General features: G+C 60.9%; 19 protein-coding genes. 16 read left to right on the top strand and 3 right to left on the bottom strand.

What is annotated here, in order from left to right; translation table 11 throughout:
- Window positions 1–6 precede the first annotated feature (6 nt).
- The 11 genes from rplO (at window position 7) to dsbD (ending at window position 7,905) form a co-directional block, all read left to right on the top strand.
- Window positions 7–441, top strand: coding sequence for a 50S ribosomal protein L15 (rplO, locus tag PCO31010_RS22900; protein WP_039393709.1), 435 nt, complete (start codon window positions 7–9; stop codon window positions 439–441).
- A gap of 23 nt (window positions 442–464) precedes the next feature.
- Complete coding sequence (secY, locus tag PCO31010_RS22895) at window positions 465–1,802, top strand: preprotein translocase subunit SecY (RefSeq protein WP_010804117.1); 1,338 nt, start codon at window positions 465–467, stop codon at window positions 1,800–1,802.
- Window positions 1,803–1,814: 12 nt separating this feature from the next.
- On the top strand, window positions 1,815–2,033 hold the full coding sequence (infA, locus tag PCO31010_RS22890) for a translation initiation factor IF-1 (protein ID WP_007869286.1): 219 nt from the start codon (window positions 1,815–1,817) through the stop codon (window positions 2,031–2,033).
- Between the two features lie 19 nt (window positions 2,034–2,052).
- On the top strand, window positions 2,053–2,169 hold the full coding sequence (gene rpmJ, locus PCO31010_RS22885; protein WP_010804115.1) for a 50S ribosomal protein L36: 117 nt from the start codon (window positions 2,053–2,055) through the stop codon (window positions 2,167–2,169).
- Window positions 2,170–2,204: 35 nt separating this feature from the next.
- Window positions 2,205–2,570, top strand: coding sequence for a 30S ribosomal protein S13 (gene rpsM / locus PCO31010_RS22880; protein ID WP_039393701.1), 366 nt, complete (start codon window positions 2,205–2,207; stop codon window positions 2,568–2,570).
- 17 nt (window positions 2,571–2,587) lie between these two features.
- The gene (gene rpsK, locus PCO31010_RS22875; protein ID WP_010804113.1) at window positions 2,588–2,992 is read left to right on the top strand and encodes a 30S ribosomal protein S11; all 405 of its coding nucleotides are present in this window, start codon (window positions 2,588–2,590) and stop codon (window positions 2,990–2,992) included.
- 152 nt (window positions 2,993–3,144) lie between these two features.
- Window positions 3,145–3,768, top strand: coding sequence for a 30S ribosomal protein S4 (gene rpsD / locus PCO31010_RS22870; protein ID WP_039393699.1), 624 nt, complete (start codon window positions 3,145–3,147; stop codon window positions 3,766–3,768).
- A gap of 106 nt (window positions 3,769–3,874) precedes the next feature.
- Window positions 3,875–4,852, top strand: coding sequence for a DNA-directed RNA polymerase subunit alpha (locus tag PCO31010_RS22865; protein WP_039393697.1), 978 nt, complete (start codon window positions 3,875–3,877; stop codon window positions 4,850–4,852).
- 152 nt (window positions 4,853–5,004) lie between these two features.
- Window positions 5,005–5,397, top strand: coding sequence for a 50S ribosomal protein L17 (rplQ, locus tag PCO31010_RS22860; RefSeq protein WP_039393695.1), 393 nt, complete (start codon window positions 5,005–5,007; stop codon window positions 5,395–5,397).
- Between the two features lie 194 nt (window positions 5,398–5,591).
- Window positions 5,592–5,924 carry a divalent-cation tolerance protein CutA gene (gene cutA, locus PCO31010_RS22855; RefSeq protein WP_150666281.1) on the top strand — a complete coding sequence of 111 codons (333 nt, stop codon included), beginning with the start codon at window positions 5,592–5,594 and terminating at the stop codon, window positions 5,922–5,924.
- A 58-nt stretch (window positions 5,925–5,982) separates the two neighbouring features.
- The gene (gene dsbD, locus PCO31010_RS22850) at window positions 5,983–7,905 is read left to right on the top strand and encodes a protein-disulfide reductase DsbD (RefSeq protein WP_150666280.1); all 1,923 of its coding nucleotides are present in this window, start codon (window positions 5,983–5,985) and stop codon (window positions 7,903–7,905) included.
- Between the two features lie 48 nt (window positions 7,906–7,953).
- Here the strand turns inward: dsbD and hemB are convergent, their stop codons facing one another.
- Together hemB and yihA are read right to left on the bottom strand one after the other, a co-directional pair.
- Window positions 7,954–8,952 (bottom strand): porphobilinogen synthase, encoded by a 999-nt coding sequence (hemB, locus tag PCO31010_RS22845; RefSeq protein ID WP_150666279.1) that lies wholly within the window; start codon window positions 8,950–8,952, stop codon window positions 7,954–7,956.
- Between the two features lie 528 nt (window positions 8,953–9,480).
- Window positions 9,481–10,149 carry a ribosome biogenesis GTP-binding protein YihA/YsxC gene (gene yihA, locus PCO31010_RS22840; protein ID WP_150666278.1) on the bottom strand — a complete coding sequence of 223 codons (669 nt, stop codon included), beginning with the start codon at window positions 10,147–10,149 and terminating at the stop codon, window positions 9,481–9,483.
- A 298-nt stretch (window positions 10,150–10,447) separates the two neighbouring features.
- On the opposite strand from yihA, the gene PCO31010_RS22835 reads away from it, so the two are divergent.
- The 5 genes from PCO31010_RS22835 to PCO31010_RS22815 all read left to right on the top strand — a co-directional run bounded on the left by PCO31010_RS22835 (window position 10,448) and on the right by PCO31010_RS22815 (window position 16,571).
- Window positions 10,448–11,104 (top strand): c-type cytochrome, encoded by a 657-nt coding sequence (locus PCO31010_RS22835; RefSeq protein ID WP_150666277.1) that lies wholly within the window; start codon window positions 10,448–10,450, stop codon window positions 11,102–11,104.
- A gap of 175 nt (window positions 11,105–11,279) precedes the next feature.
- Window positions 11,280–13,415, top strand: a complete 2,136-nt coding sequence (locus PCO31010_RS22830; protein ID WP_246184741.1) for a cytochrome c biogenesis protein ResB — start codon at window positions 11,280–11,282, stop codon at window positions 13,413–13,415.
- An 11-nt stretch (window positions 13,416–13,426) separates the two neighbouring features.
- Complete coding sequence (gene ccsB, locus PCO31010_RS22825) at window positions 13,427–14,611, top strand: c-type cytochrome biogenesis protein CcsB (RefSeq protein ID WP_150666276.1); 1,185 nt, start codon at window positions 13,427–13,429, stop codon at window positions 14,609–14,611.
- 242 nt (window positions 14,612–14,853) lie between these two features.
- Entirely contained in the window at window positions 14,854–15,852 is a 999-nt protein-coding gene (gene msrP / locus PCO31010_RS22820) for a protein-methionine-sulfoxide reductase catalytic subunit MsrP (RefSeq protein ID WP_150666275.1), read from the top strand.
- Between the two features lie 32 nt (window positions 15,853–15,884).
- Complete coding sequence (locus PCO31010_RS22815; RefSeq protein WP_150666312.1) at window positions 15,885–16,571, top strand: protein-methionine-sulfoxide reductase heme-binding subunit MsrQ; 687 nt, start codon at window positions 15,885–15,887, stop codon at window positions 16,569–16,571.
- A 34-nt stretch (window positions 16,572–16,605) separates the two neighbouring features.
- Here PCO31010_RS22815 and lysA read toward each other — a convergent pair whose 3' ends face one another.
- The gene (gene lysA, locus PCO31010_RS22810) at window positions 16,606–17,868 is read right to left on the bottom strand and encodes a diaminopimelate decarboxylase (protein ID WP_150666274.1); all 1,263 of its coding nucleotides are present in this window, start codon (window positions 17,866–17,868) and stop codon (window positions 16,606–16,608) included.
- Window positions 17,869–17,976: the final 108 nt, after the last annotated feature.

Raw genomic sequence — 17,976 nt, 5'->3', positions numbered from 1 at the left:
GGCAAAATGGAATTGAATTCGATTAAGCCGGCAGAAGGCGCCAAGCACGCCAAGCGCCGCGTCGGCCGTGGCATCGGTTCGGGTCTGGGTAAAACCGCCGGCCGTGGTCACAAGGGTCAGAAGTCGCGTTCGGGTGGCTTCCACAAGGTGGGCTTCGAAGGCGGTCAAATGCCGCTGCAACGTCGTCTGCCGAAGCGTGGTTTCAAGTCGCTGACGCGTCGTTTCGTGGGCGAAGTTCGTCTGTCGGACCTGAACAACCTGCCGGTCGACGAGATCGATCTGTTGGTTCTGAAGCAGGCCGGTCTGGTGAGCGAGCTGTCGCTTTCGGCCAAGATCATCGCCGCTGGCGAGATCACCCGCAAGGTCGTTGTGAAGGGTCTGGGCGTCACCAAGGGTGCGCTCACCGCCATTCAAGCGGCTGGCGGTTCGGTCGCAGAGTAAGTTAGGACACCCCGGAGCCATCATTGGCCAAGTCTCCTAATCTCGCTAAGCCTGGTACGCAGGGCCCGAAGTATGCGGATCTGCGCCGGCGGCTGGTTTTCTTGCTGCTGGCGTTGATCGTCTACCGTATTGGTGCGCATATCCCGGTGCCGGGCATCGACCCCGATCAGCTGGCGCAGTTGTTCCAGCGCCAGTCGGGCGGGATCCTGGGCATGTTCAACATGTTCTCTGGCGGTGCGTTGTCGCGTTTCACGATCTTCGCGCTGGGGATCATGCCGTACATCTCGGCGTCGATCATCATGCAGTTGCTGGCGATGGTTTCGCCTCAACTGGAAGCATTGCGTAAGGAAGGCCAGGCCGGACAACGCAAGATCACGCAGTACACCCGGTATTTCACGGTGGTGCTTGCGCTCTTCCAGGCAGCTGCAATCGCTGTGACGTTGGAAAGCGAGCCGGGGCTCGTCGTCGATCCGGGCATGCTGTTCCGCCTGACGACGGTGATCACGCTCGTGACCGGCACGATGTTCCTGATGTGGCTTGGTGAGCAGATCACCGAACGCGGTCTCGGTAACGGCATTTCGATCATCATCTTCGGCGGTATTGCGGCAGGTTTGCCGAACGCTGTGGGTGGCTTGTTCGAGTTGGTCGGTACCGGTTCGATCGGTCCGTTCTCGGCGATCGTGATCTGTGCCCTGGTGGTGCTCGTGACGTTCTTCGTCGTTTTCGTCGAACGTGGTCAACGCAAGATCCTGGTGAACTACGCGAAGCGTCAGGTCGGCAATAAGGTGTACGGTGGTCAGGCTTCGCACCTGCCGCTCAAGCTGAATATGGCAGGCGTGATTCCGCCGATCTTTGCATCGTCGATCATCCTGTTCCCGGCAACGATCGCGAATTGGTTCGGCGCAGGTGATAACGCGCGCTGGCTCAAGGATATCGCGGCGAAGTTGTCGCCGGGTCAGCCGATCTACGTGATGCTCTACGCACTGGCGATCGTGTTCTTCTGCTTCTTTTACACCGCTCTGGTGTTTAACAGCAAGGAGACCGCTGAGAACCTGAAGAAGAGCGGCGCGTTTGTTCCGGGCATCCGTCCGGGCGACCAGACCGCGCGTTATATCGATAAGATCCTGACGCGATTGACACTGGCCGGTGCAGCTTACGTCACCTTGGTGTGTTTGCTGCCTGAGTTCCTGGTGTTGCGCTGGAATGTCCCGTTCTACTTCGGTGGAACCTCACTGCTGATTATCGTGGTGGTGACGATGGACTTCATGGCGCAAGTGCAGTCGTATGTGATGTCGCAACAATATGAGTCGCTGCTCCGCAAGGCGAATTTCAAGGGCGGCAATAACATGACGCTTCGCTGATCATCCAGGATCATGTCGAAAGACGACGTTATTCAAATGCAGGGTGAGGTCGTTGAAAACCTCCCCAATGCCACCTTCCGGGTAAAGCTGGAAAATGGTCATGTAGTACTCGGACATATTTCCGGCAAGATGCGGATGCATTACATCCGCATCCTTCCCGGAGATAAGGTGACGGTAGAGTTGACGCCCTACGATCTGTCGCGTGCGCGGATCGTCTTCCGGGCGAAGTGATTAGAGAGAGGGAATTGTCATGAAAGTTTTGGCATCTGTTAAGTGCATCTGCCGCAATTGCAAGTTTGTGAAGCGCAAAGGCGTGCTGCGCGTGATCTGCAGCTCGGATCCGCGCCACAAGCAACGTCAGGGCTAATCGGCCTTTAACGCTATTTAGTTGGGGAATTACGAATGGCTCGTATCGCAGGGGTTAACATCCCGAACCACCAGCACACTGTCATTGGCCTGACGGCTATTTACGGTGTCGGTCGCACGCGCGCTCGCCAGATTTGCGACGCAGCCGGTGTGGCTCACTCGAAGAAGGTCAAGGACCTCGACGACGCTGATCTCGAAAAGCTGCGTGATCAAGTTGGTCAACTGACGGTTGAGGGTGACCTTCGCCGTGAGACGACCATGAGCATCAAGCGCCTGATGGACCTGGGCTGCTATCGTGGTATGCGTCACCGCAAGGGCTTGCCGCTTCGCGGTCAGCGCACCCGTACCAATGCGCGTACCCGTAAGGGCCCGCGTAAGGCCGGCGTCTCGCTGAAGAAGTAACCAGAGGATAGGAACTCATGGCTAAGCAACAGAACAACGCCGCTTCGCAGCGCGTTCGCAAGAAGGTCAAGAAGAGCGTTGCCGAAGGCGTCGTGCACGTCCACGCTTCGTTCAACAACACCATCATCACGATCACCGATCGTCAGGGCAATGCGCTGGCATGGGCGACGTCGGGTGGCCAGGGCTTCAAGGGTTCGCGTAAGTCGACCCCGTTCGCTGCCCAGGTTGCTGCTGAGTCGGCTGGCCGCGTGGCACTGGAATACGGCGTGAAGAACCTCGAAGTTCGCATCAAGGGCCCGGGCCCGGGTCGCGAATCCGCGGTTCGTGCGCTGAATGCGCTGGGTATCAAGATCACGGCCATCTCGGACGTGACGCCGGTCCCGCACAACGGCTGCCGCCCGCCGAAGCGTCGTCGTATCTAAGACGCTTCAGAAAATCCTGCTATAATCGCGGGTTCGCGCACGGTCTCGGCCGTGCGCGTAGTAATTTCTAAGACCACCGTCCGGTACATTGGTACCGGACTTGCGTAGTGGACAAAGTTCGCTGCGTCAAATTTTGAGATAAAGGAACAACCGTGGCACGTTATATCGGCCCGAAGGCCAAACTCTCCCGTCGTGAAGGTACTGACCTCTTCCTGAAGAGCGCACGTCGCTCGCTCGCCGACAAGTGCAAGCTGGATAGCAAGCCGGGTCAGCATGGCCGCACGTCGGGTGCTCGTACGTCGGACTACGGCAACCAGCTGCGCGAAAAGCAGAAGGTTAAGCGTATTTACGGCGTGCTTGAGCGTCAGTTCCGTCGTTATTTCGCGGAAGCCGACCGCGTCAAGGGCAACACGGGTGAAAACCTGCTGCAACTGCTCGAGTCGCGCCTGGACAACGTCGTGTACCGCATGGGCTTTGGTTCGACGCGCGCTGAAGCGCGCCAACTCGTTGGCCACAAGGCCATCGTGGTGAACGGTGTCGTTTCGAACATCCCGTCGATCAAGGTCAAGGCCGGCGACGTGATCAGCATTCGCGAAAAGGCCAAGAAGCAAGTGCGTATTCAAGAAGCGCTGACGCTGGCTGAGCAAGTCGGTTTCCCGATCTGGGTTTCGGTTGACGCCAAGAAGATGGAAGGCACTTTCAAGGCACTGCCGGAACGTAGCGATATCGCGGGCGACATCAACGAAAGCCTGATCGTCGAATTGTATTCGCGTTAATCCGTATGATGCTTGACGCGCCTCACGGCGCGTTTTGCGTTCCGTGCAGGTTGTCACCCATCAGCCTTATCGGTGTAACGAGCCGAGGGTATTGAAAAGGAAACCTATGCAAACCAGTTTGTTGAAGCCCAAGATTATTGCGGTTGAGCCGGTCGGTGAGCATCACGCCAAAGTCGTGATGGAGCCGTTCGAACGTGGCTACGGCCACACCTTGGGCAACGCGCTTCGCCGCGTGCTGTTGTCATCGATGGTGGGCTACGCGCCGACCGAAGTGACGATCGCTGGCGTTGTGCATGAATATTCCACCATCGATGGTGTCCAGGAAGATGTCGTCAACTTCCTGTTGAACCTCAAGGGTGTCGTGTTCAAGCTGCATAACCGTGACGAAGTCACCGTTACGCTGCGCAAGGATGGTGAAGGTGTGGTGCGCGCTTCGGATATCGAAGTGCCGCATGATGTGGAACTGATCAACCCCGATCACGTGATCGCGCATCTGGCGAAGGGCGGCAAGCTCGACGTTCAGATCAAGATCGAGAAGGGTCGTGGTTATGTCCCGGGTAACGTGCGCCGTTATGGCGACGAATCGGCCAAGGTTATCGGCCGTATCGTCCTCGACGCGTCGTTCTCGCCGGTCAAGCGTGTGAGCTACGCGGTCGAATCGGCCCGTGTGGAGCAGCGTACGGACCTGGACAAGCTCGTGATGAACATCGAAACCAACGGTGTGGTATCGCCGGAGGAAGCGATCCGTCAATCGGCTCGCATCCTCGTCGACCAACTGTCGGTGTTCGCTGCGCTGGAAGGCACGGAAGCCGCCAGCGAAGCGCCGTCGCGTGCGCCGCAGATCGATCCGATCCTGCTGCGTCCGGTGGACGATCTCGAGTTGACGGTGCGTTCGGCCAACTGCCTGAAGGCCGAAAACATCTACTACATCGGCGACCTGATCCAGCGTACCGAGAACGAATTGCTCAAGACCCCGAACCTGGGTCGCAAGTCGCTCAACGAGATCAAGGAAGTGCTTGCCTCGCGTGGTCTCACGCTCGGCATGAAGCTCGAAAACTGGCCGCCGGCTGGTCTCGAGAAGTAATGTAACGACATGGCCGCCTTCGGGCGGCCGTGTTGCTACGTAAGTGCGGCACGTCGGCATGTCCGATACGGCCGATTGCGAAGGTACCGGCCCGCGGTGATTGTCACCGATAGAAGAGCTTGGTCGAAAACTCTGTTTAAAGGAAAGTAAAAATGCGTCACCGTCATGGTTTGCGTAAACTGAACCGTACCAGCAGCCACCGTCTGGCCATGCTGCGTAACATGTCGAATTCGCTGCTCCAGCACGAAGCCATCAAGACCACGCTGCCGAAGGCCAAGGAACTGCGTAAGGTCGTCGAGCCCCTCATCACGCTGGGCAAGAAGGACTCCGTCGCTAACCGTCGTCTGGCGTTCAACCGCCTGCGCGATCGCGAAATGGTCACGAAGCTGTTCAACGAACTCGGCCCGCGTTTTGCCAACCGTCCGGGCGGCTACCTGCGTATCCTGAAGATGGGTTTCCGCGTGGGTGACAACGCTCCGATGGCTTTCGTCGAACTGCTGGACCGTCCGGAAGTCGACACGGAAGCGCCGGAAGTCGCTGAGTAAGCGATTCGCGCAACGGTCTTTTGAAGACCGTCAGTCGTAAAAAGAAGCCAGGTCATTGACCTGGCTTTTTTGTTTTTTGGGCATCGTCCGAGCAGGCATCAGCACCAGTCTGGAAATCGTTGTCGCCGCACACATCTTTGCCGGTGTCGGTGTACAGTGAACACCTCTCACGCCTGAACGGTCTACAGCACACCATGGACGCCCTTCTCATCGTCATGACGACATTTCCCGACGAGGCCAGCGCAGAAGCGGCCATCGACGGCATGCTTGCCGCACGCCTGGCGGCCTGCGTGCAGCAAATGGCGCCCGTGCGGTCGAGTTACCGCTGGCAGGGCAAGCGTGAAACGGGCGTTGAAGTGCCACTCATGATCAAGACGACTGCCGCGCGTTACGGTGCGCTGGAGCAGTACATCAAAGAACACCATCCATACGACGTCCCGGAGATTGTGGCGTGGCCCGCCACGGCGGCACTGCCCGCTTACGCGCGATGGGTCGAGAATGAAACGCGGGGGGAACTGCATGTTTGATGTGAAGACGTTGGCCGGGCCGGAATTAGCGGTTTCCTGCAGCACCCGGGGAGCGACGATGCCGCAACGTGTCCAGCGACTCTGGATGCTTGCACTGACCATGCTGGCGATCATGCTGACGTTGGGTGTGGGCCGTGCCCACGCAGCGGACGACTTCCTCGATCCTGACGTCGCCTTCAAGGTGTCGAAATCGGAGCAGCCCGGAGTCGTGGTGTTGCGTTTCGACGTAGCGAAGGGGTATTACCTCTATCGTGAGCGGTTCGCCTTCGCCACAGACAACTCCGCCGTCAAACTCGGCGCGCCGGTGTTCCCGAAAGGCGAGGTGAAGCACGACGACACTTTCGGCAAGGACATGGAGGTGTATCACGAGCCGATCGATGTCCGGATTCCAGTCGATAAGGCGAGCGGGCCGTTTACGCTGAACGTCACGATGCAGGGGTGCGCAGACAAAGGGCTGTGCTATCCGCCGATGGACAAACCGTTGAAGATTTCCGCCGCGGCGATTGGCAATGGGGCCGGTGGCGCTTCCAGCGCCGGTTCCTCTGTCGGTCCGGCGACTCAGGCATTGCTCGGTGGCGGTGCGCAGGGGGCTGGAAGTGCTTCGGTCGCATCCCCCGCCGTGGTCGCTCCCGCCGGTGGCTCAGCAGGCGGATGGCTGTCCGCTCGCGACGATTACAACGAAGCGGAACGGATTCTCTCGGGCGGCAGCTTTGCGTTGGCGTTGGGGATTTTCTTCGTGCTGGGCCTTGGACTCGCCTTCACCCCGTGCGTTTTGCCGATGGTGCCAATTCTCCTGTCGATCGTCGCGGGACAAGAAGCCAGTCGTGGGAAGGCTGTGCGTCTGGCCATCGCGTATGTCCTCGGCATGGCCATCGTGAACACTGTCATTGGGGTAGCTGCCGGACTGCTCGGGCAGGGTTTGATTGCGTTCTTGCAGGCCCCCTGGGTGCTTGCTCTGTTCGCGTTGCTGATGGTGGTCCTGTCCCTTTCGATGTTTGGGATGTACGAGATCCAGCTGCCTGCCGCGCTGCGTGACCGGATCGACAATGCCGCGCGCAAACAGCAGTCGGGACAGTGGGTTGGTGCAGCAATGATGGGTGTACTGTCCGGGCTGATCGTGAGTCCCTGCGTGACGGCACCTCTGGCAGCAGCGTTGGCGTTCATCGCCAAAACCGGGGATGCCGTTTTCGGTGGTGCGACGCTCTTTGCGCTGTCGCTGGGGATGGGACTGCCGCTTGTGATCCTTGCCGGTGGCGGGGGTACGTTGTTGCCGCGCGCGGGCGCATGGATGGACGGCGTGAAGCGTTTCTTTGGGTTCCTGCTGCTCGGGGTTGCGCTGTGGATCGTTCGTCCCCTGCTGTCGACGCCGGCGCTGCTTCTCGGCGCAGGCGTTCTCCTGCTGGTCTCGGCCACGTTCATGCGTGTTTTCGACAATTTGCCCGATGGGGTCAGCGGTGTGCGACGTCTTCTGAAAGGCCTTGGCGTTGCCGTGGCCCTGTTGGGAGCCGTAGCGCTCGTCGGTGCAGCCGCCGGGGCGCGTGATCCGTTAGCGCCGCTGGCTGGCTTGTCGACCGTGGCGTCGGGGAGTGCCAACGCTGGCGCGCCCGCTGTCGAGGGTGTGAAATTCCAGCGTGTGCGTAGCGTGGCGGAACTGGATCAGGTGGTGGCGAGCGCCGGGCGTCCGGTGATGTTCGACTTCTATGCGGACTGGTGCATCAGTTGCAAGGAGATGGAACGTTTCGTTTTTACGGACCCGCGCGTGAAGGCCCGCCTCGATCAGGTGGTGCTCGTGCAGGCTGACGTCACGGCCAACAATGCAGACGATCAGGCGCTACTCAGGCGCTTCGGTTTGTTTGGGCCGCCGGGCATCATCTTCTTTGATGGCAGTGGCAACGAAGTCACCGGAACGCGCGTGATCGGCGCTCAGTCAGCAGATCTGTTCCTGCGAAGCCTCGAAAAAGCATTCGGGCCGGCTGCCTGAAGCACCGACCCGAATCGCTTCGACGCGACTAGCGCCTGGCGACGCGCCTTACGCCTGAGCGCGGAGCAAGCGTGCGGCGTCGAGTGCGAAGTAGGTCAGAATGCCGTCCGCACCGGCTCGCTTGAAGGCCAGCAGCGATTCCATCATCACCTTGTCGTGATCGAGCCAGCCGTTCTGTGCGGCGGCCTTGAGCATCGCGTATTCGCCGCTGACCTGATAGGCGTACGTGGGGAAACGGAACTCGTCCTTCACGCGCCGCACGATGTCGAGGTACGGCATGCCAGGCTTGACCATCACCATGTCGGCACCTTCCTCGATGTCGAGCGCCACTTCACGGATCGCTTCGTCCGAGTTGGCCGGGTCCATCTGGTAGGTCATCTTGTTGCTCTTGCCGAGGTTCGCGGCCGAGCCGACAGCGTCGCGGAACGGACCATAGAACGCCGATGCGTACTTGGCCGCGTACGCCATGATCCGCGTATGGATGTAGCCGCCGGCTTCCAGGGCTTCGCGCACGGCGCCAATGCGGCCGTCCATCATGTCCGAGGGGGCAACGATGTCCACACCCGCTTCCGCTTGCGTGAGCGCTTGCTTCACGAGCAGGTCCGTCGTCACGTCGTTGATGACGTAGCCGTTCTCATCGAGTACGCCGTCCTGTCCGTGGCTGGTGTACGGATCGAGCGCGACATCGGTCAGAACGCCGAGATCGGGGAAGTTGCGCTTGAGCTCGCGCACTGCGCGGGGGATCAGGCCATTGGGGTTGGTCGCCTCGATGCCGTCCGGCGTCTTAAGCGAGGCTTCGATGTTCGGGAACAGTGCAATGACTGGGACGCCGAGCGTGACGCACGTGTCGGCCACACGCATCAATTCGTCGACGGAAACACGTTCGACGCCGGGCATCGAATCGACGGCCTCGCGGCGTTTCTCACCTTCGAGTACGAACACCGGGTAGATGAGGTCGTCGCAAGTCAAGCGGTTTTCGCGCATCAGACGGCGCGAGAAGTCATCGCGTCGCATGCGGCGCGGACGAAGCAGGGGGTAGGAACTCATGCGATCGGTCCTTTGGACGAAGAATGGCGCGTCGGAAATTCCCGTGAATCGGACGTTTTGACGTGTCCCGAAAACGGTGCTGTCGTTGCGACTGGCTCAACGATTCCGTAAGAGGGAAGGCGCGCAAAAAGGGGCGCTTGCCGGGAAACTTTCGAACGCATGGTATATCATACCAACCGGATGTTCGCACTGCGTGTGACGTCCCCCGCTTCTCCTCCCTGAGCGGGCGCCTGTCGTTCTACGATAAGGCTTATTTAAACCCGCCGTGCCTACACGGCGGTTTTTTTATGTGCGCTCGAATCGTGTCATAACGGCACGGCAACCTCCCGGATCGTCTCGCTTTCCGGTGAGTTCGCGCAGACATCATCCGTTCGGCCGATACGACGGCTCGCTGCATCGGCCCTATCGATTTCCCCTAGAGGACCTCGTGACCCACGCGTCTTCGCCGCGACGATTTGTCGCGCACGGTCGGGGTATCGAACGTCTACCTTTGGAAGTTGGATCCGCGTGCGGTCTGCGGACCCGCGTTTACTTTTTGGCCTTCTCGCGTGCCGGAATGGCGAGCCAGTCTTCGAGCACGCGCTGCGCGGCGTCGACGCCGGTACGCTTGAGCGACGAGAACAATTGCGCCGTGAATTGCGGGGCAATCGTCGGATCGTCGGACGGCAGCCCATCGGTGCGCGGCAGCGCGGACAGGCGTTTCTGCGTCTCGCGCAGCACGTTCGTGGCTTCCTGACGCGTGAGCTTGTCGGCTTTCGTCAGCAGGGCGTGGATCGGACGTCCGGTAGGCATGAACCAGTCGATCAGTTCGCAATCCAGGTCCGTGAACGGGCGGCGCGAGTCCATCACCAGCACGAGGCCGCGCAATTGCGGACGCTGGACGAGGTAGTCGCCGAGAAGCTGTTGCCAGTGCACCTTCACACCGCCACCGACCTCGGCATAGCCGTATCCCGGCAAATCGACGAGGTAGCCGTAAAGGTGTTCGAGGTGGGCGATCTCGAAATAGTTGATGTGCTGCGTGCGACCCGGCGTCTTGCTCGAGAAGGCCAGTCGCTTCTGGTTGCAGAGGATGTTGAGCGCGCTGGATTTGCCCGCGTTCGAGCGACCCGCGAAGGCGACCTCGGGCACGGCCGTAGGCGGCAGGTCGCGCAGATGATTGACGGTCGTAAAGAAGCGGGCTTGATGAAGTAGGGACATGACGGAAACCGGGGAGCGCCGCAGCCACGGGAATCGGGCCGCAACGCGGGCGCAGGGACGCAAAACGGTGGGGTTGAGCACTCACCGGCGACAGGCCGGGAAGCCCCGTTCTGCGGCCTTCTACATGGAAATCCCCTAAAGCCGGGGAAAGTCTTTATTGTACAATATGAAAGTTAACCTTGGCCTTGCCAAGGCTTGCCCGAACGTCTCGCGCGCCGTGAGGTTGGAGGAGAAACGCGGCGTCGGACGGTGAGTTCGAACGACCGATTTCCCGACAAAACAGATATAAGGTGTGCGAATGAACCGAGGAGTGTGGAAGTCTCTCGCTGCAACACCGTTGGCGCTGGCATGCATTCTTCTGAGCGGTGCGGCACAAGCCGCCGAGCCTCAAACGCCCGCAAAACCCGATCTGGCCCGGGGACAGGCCATCGCCACACAGGTGTGTGCGGCCTGCCACGCGGCAGACGGCAATAGCCCCGGCGGCGCTTATCCGAAGCTGGCCGGTCAGCATGCCGAATATCTCTACAAGCAGCTCGTCGACTTCAAGGCGCAGCCCGGCAAGACCCCGGCACGCAACAACCCCATCATGGCCGGTATGGTCGCGGCATTGAACGAGCAGGACATGCGCAACGTGTCCGCTTACTTCGCCTCACAGACCGAGAAGCCGGGCGTCGCCCGCAACAAGGACACCGTGCCGCTCGGTGAGAAGATCTACCGTGGCGGCATCGCGGAGAAGGGCGTGCCGGCGTGCGCATCATGCCACGGCCCGACCGGTGCTGGCATGCCGTCGCAATACCCGCGCCTGTCCGGGCAATGGGCGGAATACACCGAGGCACAACTCATCGCCTTCCGTAACGAAACGCGCGGCAACAACGCGCCGATGCATACGATCGGCGGACGCCTGTCGGATAAGGAAATCAAGGCCGTCTCCGATTACGTGGCTGGTCTGCGCTAAGCGTGATGATCGGGAGCCCTGCCCTGACATCATGTGAACGTCAGGGTATATTCGCTGACTTATAACGAAACCTGCTACGGTGCCGCAGAGCGACCGGGGGTAACTGGTTTAGCATACACAGGGTGGCGGGCGCGTGAGATTCGCGTCCCCGCCCTTTTTTGTTGTCGGAAACAGAATGAGCATCAGTACCTCCGGAATGCAGATCAAGGGAGCGCAGCGTTGGGTGCGCGATGGCGTCGAGCTTGTCAGTTCGATGCGTTTCGCCATCAGTCTGCTGACCGTGCTCGCGATTGCCAGCATCGTCGGCACCGTGCTCAAGCAGGGCGATCCTTACCCCAATTACGTCAACCAGTTCGGTCCATTCTGGGCCGACGTTTTCCGCTCGCTCGGCCTGTACACGGTGTACAGCTCGTGGTGGTTCCTGCTGATCCTCTTTTTCCTGATGGCGTCCACGACGCTGTGCATCGTGCGCAATGCGCCGAAGATGATCGCGGATATCCGCAGCTGGCGCGATCACGTACGCGAGGGGAGTTTGCGCGCGTTCGGTCACAAGGCCGAGTACACCGGTCCCCTCTCGCGCACGGATCTGCTCAAGCGTGTCACGGGCTATCTCGGACATCGTGGTTACCGTTTCGTCGTGCGCGAGCGCGAAGGGGCCACGTTGGTGGCCGCCAAGGCTGGCGCCATCAACAAGATCGGCTACATCTTTGCGCACAGCGCTATCGTGATCATCTGTCTGGGCGGTCTGGTCGACAGCGACCTGCTGATTCGCGTCCAGATGGCGCTGTTCGGCAAGTCGCCGCTGCAAGGTAATGCCGTCATCGCACAAATTCCCGAGAACCATCGTCTGTCAGCGAACAACCCCGCGTTTCGCGGCTACGCATTCGTACCGGAAGGCGGTAAGTCCACCACGGCAATTCTGAATTTTCAGGACGGCTCGGTGGTGCAGGATCTGCCGTTCTCCATCGAACTGAAGAAATTCCACGTCGACTATTACTCGACGGGCATGCCGAAGCTGTTCGCCAGCGACATCGTGGTGACGGACCCCGAAACCGGCAAGTCGATGGATGCGACGGTCAAGGTCAACGAACCGTTCATCTTCAAGGGCGTGGCGATCTATCAGTCGAGTTTCGAGGACGGTGGCAGCAAGCTGAAGCTGACCGGTTACCCGATGCGCGGCGCGACCGATCGTCCGTTCGCGTTCTCTGGCGACATCGGCGGGTCGACCCAACTGCGCGGTGGCGCGGCAGGGAAGGACGCCTACACCGTCGAATTCAGCGACTTCCGTGCCATCAACGTCGAGAACATCAGCAACGGCGGCGGCGAGCGCGACGTGCGCGGCGTCGCCCGCAAGTCGTTGCGCGATGAACTGGGGGCGCAACTCGGTTCCGGTGCGCGAACCGACGTGGGCAAGGATCTGCGAAACGTCGGTCCGTCGGTGCAGTACAAAGTGCGCGATCGCAGCGGTCAGGCCAAGGAGTACCGCAACTACATGCTGCCGATTCTGGTGGAAGACGGCGAGCGTGTGTTCATGACGGGCGTGCGCGACACGCCGGACGGTCCGTTCCAGTACCTGCGCATTCCGGCGGACGCCGATGGCTCCGTCAAGCAGTGGATGTTGCTGCGTGCGGCGCTTCAGGACGACGGCGCGCGGACTGAAGCGGCTCGTCGGTTTGCGATGCAATCGCTGCCGTCGCAGACGTCCGCCGATTTGCGCGGGCAATTGCAGGAAAGCGCCAAGCGCGAACTGGACCTTTTCGCCGGTGCGATGCCCGCGAGCAAGAACGGTCATGCGACAGGCGGATTGCAGGCAATTGCCGAGTTCGTGAACGAGAAGGTGCCGCAGGAACAGCAATCGAGTGCGGCCGACATGTTCCGTCGTATTCTGGACGGCACGATCTGGCAACTGTGGCAGGTCGCTCGCGAACAGGCGGGGCAGCCGGCGGCGGTGCCGTCGCCGGAGACCGAGCGCTTCGTGCACACGGCCACTAACGCGCTGTCCGACAATTTCCTGTACGACGCCCCGGTGTTCCTGCAACTCGACTCGTTCGAGCAGATCCAGGCGAGCGTCTTCCAGCTCACGCGCTCGCCGGGCAAGAAGATCGTGTATCTTGGCAGCTTGCTGCTGGTACTGGGCATCTTCTCGATGTTCTACGTGCGTGAGCGGCGTCTGTGGCTGTGGGTCAAGGACACGCCGGAAGGTGGCAGTTCGGTATTGATGGCAGTGTCGACGACGCGTCGCACCCTGGATTTCGAAAAGGAATTCGCCCGCACGAAGGCGGAGATGAACGAGATCGTCACAAAACGATGAAGGTGAGACAGATGGAGTTATCCCAAGGCTATTCAGAGGTCTCGTGGCTGCGCCGTCGCAGCATCGGCGACTGGTTGTTCGCGCTGGCGCTGGCGCTGGGCGCGGGCTTCGCGCTCAACCGGTACGGCCACTTCATGGACTATTACGAGCACACGATTCTGGTGCTCTCCGTCCCGACGTTTGCCCTGCTCGGCTGGCACTGGCGTTCGGTGCGCTGGCCGATGGCGGGGATCGCGATTCTCGCGCTCTCGGGCATCGGGATGTATCACCACGATCTGGCGCGCGCCGATCAGGCGTTCTTTCTCAAGTACTTCCTGTCGAGTCAGTCCGCCATTTTGTGGATGAGCGCGCTGTTCTTCCTGTCGACGCTTTTCTACTGGGGCGGCCTCCTTGCCCGTTCGCCGTTCGGTGCGAGCGTCGGTTCGTCGCTGTGCTGGGCGGCCGTGCTGCTCGGCTTCACCGGCATGATGGTGCGCTGGTATGAGTCCTATCTGGTGGGCGCAGACGTCGGCCATATTCCGATCTCGAATCTGTACGAAGTCTTCGTGCTGTTCTGCCTGATTACGTCGCTGTTCTATCTGTACTACGAGCAGCGCTACGAGACGCGCTCGCTTGGCCCGTTCGTGTTGCTCGTGATCAGTGCCGCTGTCGGTTTCAACCTCTGGTACAGCGTGGCGCGCAGCGCCTACGAAATTCAACCGCTGGTGCCTGCGCTGCAAAGCTGGTGGATGAAAATTCACGTGCCTGCGAACTTCATCGGCTACGGCACGTTTGCCCTCGCAGCGATGGTGGCGGTGGCCTACTTGCTCAAGTCGGGCGAGAACAAGCGTCTGGCTGCCAATGGCAAGCCGCTTGACAGCGGATTCTTCTCGTCGCGCCTGCCGTCGCTCGAATTGCTCGACGACGTGATGTACAAGGCGATTGCCGTCGGTTTTGCGTTCTTCACGATCGCCACGATTCTCGGGGCGCTGTGGGCGGCGGATGCCTGGGGCGGCTACTGGAGCTGGGATCCGAAGGAAACCTGGGCGCTGATCGTCTGGTTGAACTACGCGGCCTGGTTGCACATGCGCCTGATGAAGGGCCTGCGCGGTGTGGTAGCGGCATGGTGGTCGCTCACAGGCCTGCTGATCACGACGTTCGCATTCCTCGGCGTGAACATGTTCCTCTCCGGGTTGCATAGTTACGGACAGCTCTGACGCCGTAATACCCCTTCGCCGAGGGGCAGCTGCAAGGCCATCGCGTTTGAAAAGCCGCCTCACTTACGTGCAGGCGGCTTTTTTCATCCTGATATGTGATTTTTCACAACGCAACGTGGGGAACGGCGTTCTTTGGATGTCGGTCCCATCGCTTATGAGTGACAATTGGGCGGCGCGTAGCCCGCAACTTGGCGGCACGTCGCTCGGTGAGATAACTCGGATACGTTCGGGAGGCAGGCATCATGAGTACGACCAAAGCGCATCTGCGTGGGGCAGATATTCCATCGAGCAGCATCACGCCGCGGGAAGTGGCAACAGGTCGGCGGCGCTTCTTGCAAGCGTCCGGTATTGGCTTGACGGGGATGGGCGGTGCGGCACTCGGTCTGCTTCCGTCCGGTGCAGCCTTCGCGGCGGACAGTCCGGGCACCGGGCTGGCCAAGCTGGCGGCGACGCGCAACACGCAGTACGTCGTGACCGACAAGGCGACCGATATCAAGGACATCACCACCTACAACAACTTCTACGAGTTCGGCACCGACAAGGCCGATCCGGCACGTCGCGCCGGCACGCTGAAGCCACGTCCCTGGCAGGTGGCCATCGAGGGCGAGGTCAAGCAGCCCAAGATCTACGATCTCGATGCGTTGCTGAAACTCGCACCGCTCGAAGAGCGCGTCTATCGGATGCGCTGCGTCGAGGGCTGGTCGATGGTGATTCCGTGGATCGGCTACTCGCTCTCAGCGCTCATCAAGCAGGTACAGCCGACGGGCAACGCCAGGTATGTGGAGTTCGTGACGCTGGCCGATCCGAAGCAGATGCCGGGACTGTCCTATCCGGTGCTGAGCTGGCCGTACGTGGAGGGGCTGCGTATGGACGAAGCCATGCACCCGCTCTCACTGCTGACGTTCGGCCTGTACGGCGAAGTGCTGCCGAATCAGAACGGCGCGCCGGTGCGCATGGTGGTGCCGTGGAAGTACGGATTCAAGAGCGCCAAGTCCATCGTGAAGATCCGTTTCGTCGAGAAGATGCCGCAGACGAGTTGGAATCGCGCGGCGTCGAACGAATACGGCTTTTATTCGAACGTGAATCCCGAGGTCGATCACCCGCGCTGGAGTCAGGCGACGGAGCGCCGCATCGGGGAGGGCGGCATCTTCACGCCCAAGCGCAAGACGCTGATGTTCAACGGGTACGCCGATCAGGTCGCCAGCCTGTATCAGGGCATGGATCTACGTAAATTCTTCTGAGTCGACGCACCGTGCTGCCATCCCCTTCTCGATTGCCTCCTGCGTCGACACCCGGCAACGCTGCTTCGGCGTCCAATGCCCGCGACGGCAGTCGTTCAGCGCAGCGTCCGAATCGGTGGGTGCCGTGGGCTAAGGTCGTCGTCTTCCTGCTCGCGCTTGCGCCGCTGTTACGGCTCGTGGTCTACGGACTGACAGACCAGCTAGGCGCGAATCCGGTCGAATTCATCACGCGTTCGACGGGGACGTGGACGCTCGTGATGCTCTGCATCACACTCGCCGTCACGCCCGTGCGACGCGTGACCGGTATGTCGTGGCTGCTGCGATTTCGTCGCATGCTCGGGCTATTCACGTGCTTCTACGCCGCATTGCATTTCGCGACGTATTTCTGGCTCGATCAATGGTTCGACTGGGCCAGCATTTTGCGCGACGTGACGGGCAAGCGGCCCTTCATCACGGTGGGATTCGTGGCGTTTGTCCTGATGACGTTGCTCGCGATAACGTCACCGCATGCGGTGATGCGCCGTCTCGGTGGGCGGCGCTGGCAGCGGCTGCATCGCGCGATTTATGCGATAGCCGTGCTCTCGATCCTGCACTACTGGTGGATGAAGGCGGGCAAGAACGATCTTGCCGAGCCGCTGATCTACGCGATCGTGGTGACCGGCCTGCTGGGCGCCCGTGTGATCTGGGCGCTGCGCAGGCCGTTACCGCGGCAGTCTTAGGCGGGGATGCAGTGCATCCGGCAGATCGCGAGGATCAGGTCGGGAGGAGTCGCTCGCCCGCAAACAGCGATTCGACCGTCTCGCGTTCGCGCACGAGATAGGCTTCATTGCCGTCGACCATGACTTCGGCGGCGCGCGGACGCGTGTTGTAGTTCGAGCTCATCGTGAACCCATAGGCACCGGCGGACCGAATGGCAAGCAGGTCGCCAGCCTCGATCGCCAACGCGCGGTCACGGCCGAGCCAATCGCCGCTCTCGCAGACCGGGCCGACGACGTCGAACGTCGCGGTATCCCCGGCGCGACGCACCACCGGATCGATCCCGTGATACGCCTCGTACATGGCCGGGCGGGCCAGATCGTTCATCGCAGCATCGACGATGGCGAAGTTCTTCGTCTCGCCATGCTTGAGGAATTCCACGCGCGTGAGCAGCACACCGGCGTTGCCGACCAGCGAACGGCCCGGTTCGAACAGCACCTGACGGTGGCCGTGGCCACGCTTGGCGATGTGGTCGAGCAGCGTCGTGGCGAATGCCGTGATGTCCGGCGGCGTTTCGTCGGTGTAGGTGATGCCCAGACCGCCACCCACGTCGATGTGATGCAGCGAAATGCCAGCCGCTTCGAGCTTCTCGACGAGATCGAGTACCTTGTCGGTCGCATCGAGGTACGGCGAGATTTCGGTGATTTGTGAGCCGATGTGGCAGTCGATGCCGACGACTTCGAGGTTGGGCATGGCGGCCGCTGCGCGATAGGCGTCGAAGGCTTCTTCGTACGCTACGCCGAACTTGTTGCCGCGCAAGCCCGTGGAAATGTACGGATGCGTCTTTGCGTCGACGTTCGGGTTCACGCGCAACGACACACGCGCCCGCTTGCCGATTTGCCCTGCCACCGCGTTCAGGCGATCCAGCTCCGGACGCGATTCCACGTTGAAGCAGAACACGTCCTTTTCCAGTGCGAAACGCATTTCGTCTGCATGCTTGCCGACGCCGGAAAACACAGCGCGCTTCGGATCTCCGCCCGCAGCGATGACGCGTGCCAGCTCACCTGCCGAAACAATGTCGAAGCCCGCGCCCAATTTGGCGAACACGCCGAGGACCGCAAGGTTCGAATTGGCCTTGGCGGCGTAATGGACTGCGGCGTTACGACCTTCGCAGGCCTTGGCGTACGCCTGATAGGCGTTCGTCAGAGCCGCCTTCGAGTAGACATACAGCGGCGTGCCGAAGCGTTCGGCGAGGGCGGGCAGCGCTACGCCTTCGGCGTGAAGTACGTCGTCGCGGTAGGAGAAGATGGCGTCGGACATCGGAGGTGCTCGGTAATCAACGGGAAAAACAAGGGGCCGCCAGACGGGCCGAAGGCGATGTGCCCCGAATGTCGCGGACAAATCCGCCGGAATTCGGCCAATATCGGC

The organism is Pandoraea commovens, assembly GCF_902459615.1.
Classification (GTDB): domain Bacteria; phylum Pseudomonadota; class Gammaproteobacteria; order Burkholderiales; family Burkholderiaceae; genus Pandoraea; species Pandoraea commovens.
The sequence above is the reverse complement of the archived record's forward strand: the minus strand, read 5'-3'. Positions and strand labels throughout refer to the sequence as shown.

What these genes read in the sequence shown, in the direction of transcription:
- infA (WP_007869286.1), top strand. Translation starts at nt 1,815, where the DNA reads ATGTCGAAAGACGACGTTATTCAAATGCAGGGTGAGGTCGTTGAAAAC.
- ccsB (WP_150666276.1), top strand. Translation starts at nt 13,427, where the DNA reads ATGGAGTTATCCCAAGGCTATTCAGAGGTCTCGTGGCTGCGCCGTCGC.
- PCO31010_RS22830 (WP_246184741.1), top strand. Translation starts at nt 11,280, where the DNA reads ATGAGCATCAGTACCTCCGGAATGCAGATCAAGGGAGCGCAGCGTTGG.
- yihA (WP_150666278.1), bottom strand. Translation starts at nt 10,149, where the DNA reads ATGTCCCTACTTCATCAAGCCCGCTTCTTTACGACCGTCAATCATCTG.
- PCO31010_RS22835 (WP_150666277.1), top strand. Translation starts at nt 10,448, where the DNA reads ATGAACCGAGGAGTGTGGAAGTCTCTCGCTGCAACACCGTTGGCGCTG.
- rpsM (WP_039393701.1), top strand. Translation starts at nt 2,205, where the DNA reads ATGGCTCGTATCGCAGGGGTTAACATCCCGAACCACCAGCACACTGTC.
- lysA (WP_150666274.1), bottom strand. Translation starts at nt 17,868, where the DNA reads ATGTCCGACGCCATCTTCTCCTACCGCGACGACGTACTTCACGCCGAA.
- hemB (WP_150666279.1), bottom strand. Translation starts at nt 8,952, where the DNA reads ATGAGTTCCTACCCCCTGCTTCGTCCGCGCCGCATGCGACGCGATGAC.
- rpsK (WP_010804113.1), top strand. Translation starts at nt 2,588, where the DNA reads ATGGCTAAGCAACAGAACAACGCCGCTTCGCAGCGCGTTCGCAAGAAG.
- PCO31010_RS22865 (WP_039393697.1), top strand. Translation starts at nt 3,875, where the DNA reads ATGCAAACCAGTTTGTTGAAGCCCAAGATTATTGCGGTTGAGCCGGTC.
- cutA (WP_150666281.1), top strand. Translation starts at nt 5,592, where the DNA reads ATGGACGCCCTTCTCATCGTCATGACGACATTTCCCGACGAGGCCAGC.
- rplQ (WP_039393695.1), top strand. Translation starts at nt 5,005, where the DNA reads ATGCGTCACCGTCATGGTTTGCGTAAACTGAACCGTACCAGCAGCCAC.
- rpmJ (WP_010804115.1), top strand. Translation starts at nt 2,053, where the DNA reads ATGAAAGTTTTGGCATCTGTTAAGTGCATCTGCCGCAATTGCAAGTTT.
- dsbD (WP_150666280.1), top strand. Translation starts at nt 5,983, where the DNA reads ATGCCGCAACGTGTCCAGCGACTCTGGATGCTTGCACTGACCATGCTG.
- rplO (WP_039393709.1), top strand. Translation starts at nt 7, where the DNA reads ATGGAATTGAATTCGATTAAGCCGGCAGAAGGCGCCAAGCACGCCAAG.
- msrP (WP_150666275.1), top strand. Translation starts at nt 14,854, where the DNA reads ATGAGTACGACCAAAGCGCATCTGCGTGGGGCAGATATTCCATCGAGC.